This window comes from Bradyrhizobium sp. LeoB3 (assembly GCF_055456055.1).
In genome coordinates this window covers 1-2,025 of the sequence record NZ_JBVBEF010000263.1, presented here as the reverse complement: position 1 = coordinate 2,025, position 2,025 = coordinate 1, and the positions used below count along the sequence as shown (strand labels likewise).

The window sequence follows — 2,025 nt, the reverse complement described above, 5'->3', positions numbered from 1 at the left end:
CATCGGCCTTGACGCGCTGAAGTCATGCCGCCTGCCCAGGCTCTTTCGCAAGCTCCTGCCGCGACGAACCAAACCCGTTTCTTGGCGCGGATCCTTGGTCCGACTGATCGCTTAACGCCATCAACCCATAAAGGGTCGGCTGTGCGAACATGCCGCCGCTCCGGCTGCGCCTGCGCGGTGATTGCAGCGCTCAGTCCGACACATCGGGCGCCTGTCAGCGGGGGGATGGTCCTCCGCTCAGAACAGGAGCCGCATCAATGTCCCTCAAGGACGCACATGCTTTCGCCTTCAGCCTCGCCACCACGCCGATGGCTGCCATCGTCATCTTCCAGGCGACGGCACCACTCGGATGCGGCACGCCGACGTTGATCTGCGTCGTCAGCTTGCGGTAGCCGGGCGCCTCAATGAAGAAATGGACGTGTGCCGGGCGGTGGCCATGACGCCCGATGGACTTCATCAGCGTGTCCGTGGCGCCGCCCTGGGGCACGGAGTATTCATTCGGCATCTTGGAATGGAACGAGTACTTTCCGTCCGCACCGAGCTTGATGCGCGCGGCGTTGTTGAATGGTGTCTGCTCGCGCGTTGGGCCGAAATGCGAGTACCAGCTATGCGAGTTCGCGTGCCAGACGTGTAGTACAGCATCCTTGAACGGTTCTCCGTCGGGACCGGTGATGCGGCCCCTCATGTAGAGGCTGCCGGTATCGTCGGCGTCCTTGGTCAGATTGACGTCGCCTTCCTCGAGCGGTGCGCCCGCGACATAGAGCGGCCCCTCGATGGTGCGGGGCGTGCCGCCTGTGAGACCGGCCTCCGCGTCCTTCCCCTCCATGAAGAGATCCAGAAAGTGCAAGGCCGCATCCCGAAACCGGCAGACCGTACTCCGGCGCGCCTTTCTGCAGGAAGGTGACCGCACCCCAGAATTCGTCCTCGCTGATGTCCTGGCGGACGATGATCTCGGCACTGGCCTCGACGATGTCGCGGATGATCGCCTTGAGGCGGGCGTACCGTCCGGTTGATTGAGACCGGCGGCCTTGTCGAGCAAGGCCTAGACTTCCGGGGTCTTCACGAAGCTCGTATTCATGGCATCTCTCCCTGCTTTTATGCCCGCGTTGTGGAGTTCGTCGTTCGAAGCGTTTAGCGATCGTCCTCATGCAGCGACGACGGATGCCGGCAGAGCGGCGTCACCTTCAATTCATGAAGGGATACAGCGGCAGGCTTGTCAGAATGGCGTGAAGCTCTCGCGGCGTAGAAGGCATATTCTGCGCGCGTAAGTACCCGCGCATTTCGCACGCTTTCCACGGGGGTTCAAACCTGTCGCTCCAGATCACGCCCACCGCGGCGAGCGAGGTCAAAGTCACGGGCGTTGCGGCGCTCGCGGGCTCCTCCACCGCTAACGGCGATCATTGCCGCGGGCATGTACCTACCGAGGACCCGTTTTCACATTGCTGAGCACTGCTCCGAATTGCCTGTCCGGCACTTTCGATTCGGCTGTCGTTCGAGGGCTCATTTACCAAGAACGTCACGACTCCGCTGAGCTATGACACGCAGAATCTGTTCCGGTCCTTGCTCTTCATTATCCTCGCGTGGATCGCATTGAGCCGGTCGAGGAGTTGGCTCGCACCACGTTGTTGATGAAGGCGGCGGCGCCTGCGAGGGGTGTCGCGGTGCCGTTACCGAATATCGTGCTGCCAGCGCTCACGTTGCCAAGAATTGATGTTGTTTGGCGTAGTCCGCGAGCGTCGAGGTGGCGTAGACCGTCAGTGTAAGGCTGTGCGGCGCAATGCCTGACGCGGACGCGTCGTTTGGCGAATTCTCGGCATAATCTTTTTACGGGCGATAGCCACGCTATGAGAGCAAGTGGCGGACCGCCATCGTCAGTCGTCGCAGCGACCCAAAGGGCAGTCATACATCGAAGAACACCGTCTCGTCAGCGCCCTGCAGACACACGTGGAGCTTGTAGACGACGTTGCCGCTGTCACCTTCACGCTGGGCGATCAAGGTCGCGCGGCGATCGGAGGGCACCAGGGC

General features: G+C 61.7%; 1 protein-coding gene. It reads right to left on the bottom strand.

The genetic code is table 11. The features are described 5' to 3' along the window. Positions 1–214 precede the first annotated feature (214 nt). Positions 215–826 (bottom strand): dioxygenase family protein, encoded by a 612-nt coding sequence (locus tag ACZXDY_RS45680; protein WP_464349980.1) that lies wholly within the window; start codon positions 824–826, stop codon positions 215–217. Between the last annotated feature and the right edge of the window lie 1,199 nt (positions 827–2,025).

Bases quoted from the DNA above. Each gene is read 5' to 3' on its own strand.
- ACZXDY_RS45680 (WP_464349980.1), bottom strand. From the start codon at position 826: ATGGAGGGGAAGGACGCGGAGGCCGGTCTCACAGGCGGCACGCCCCGC.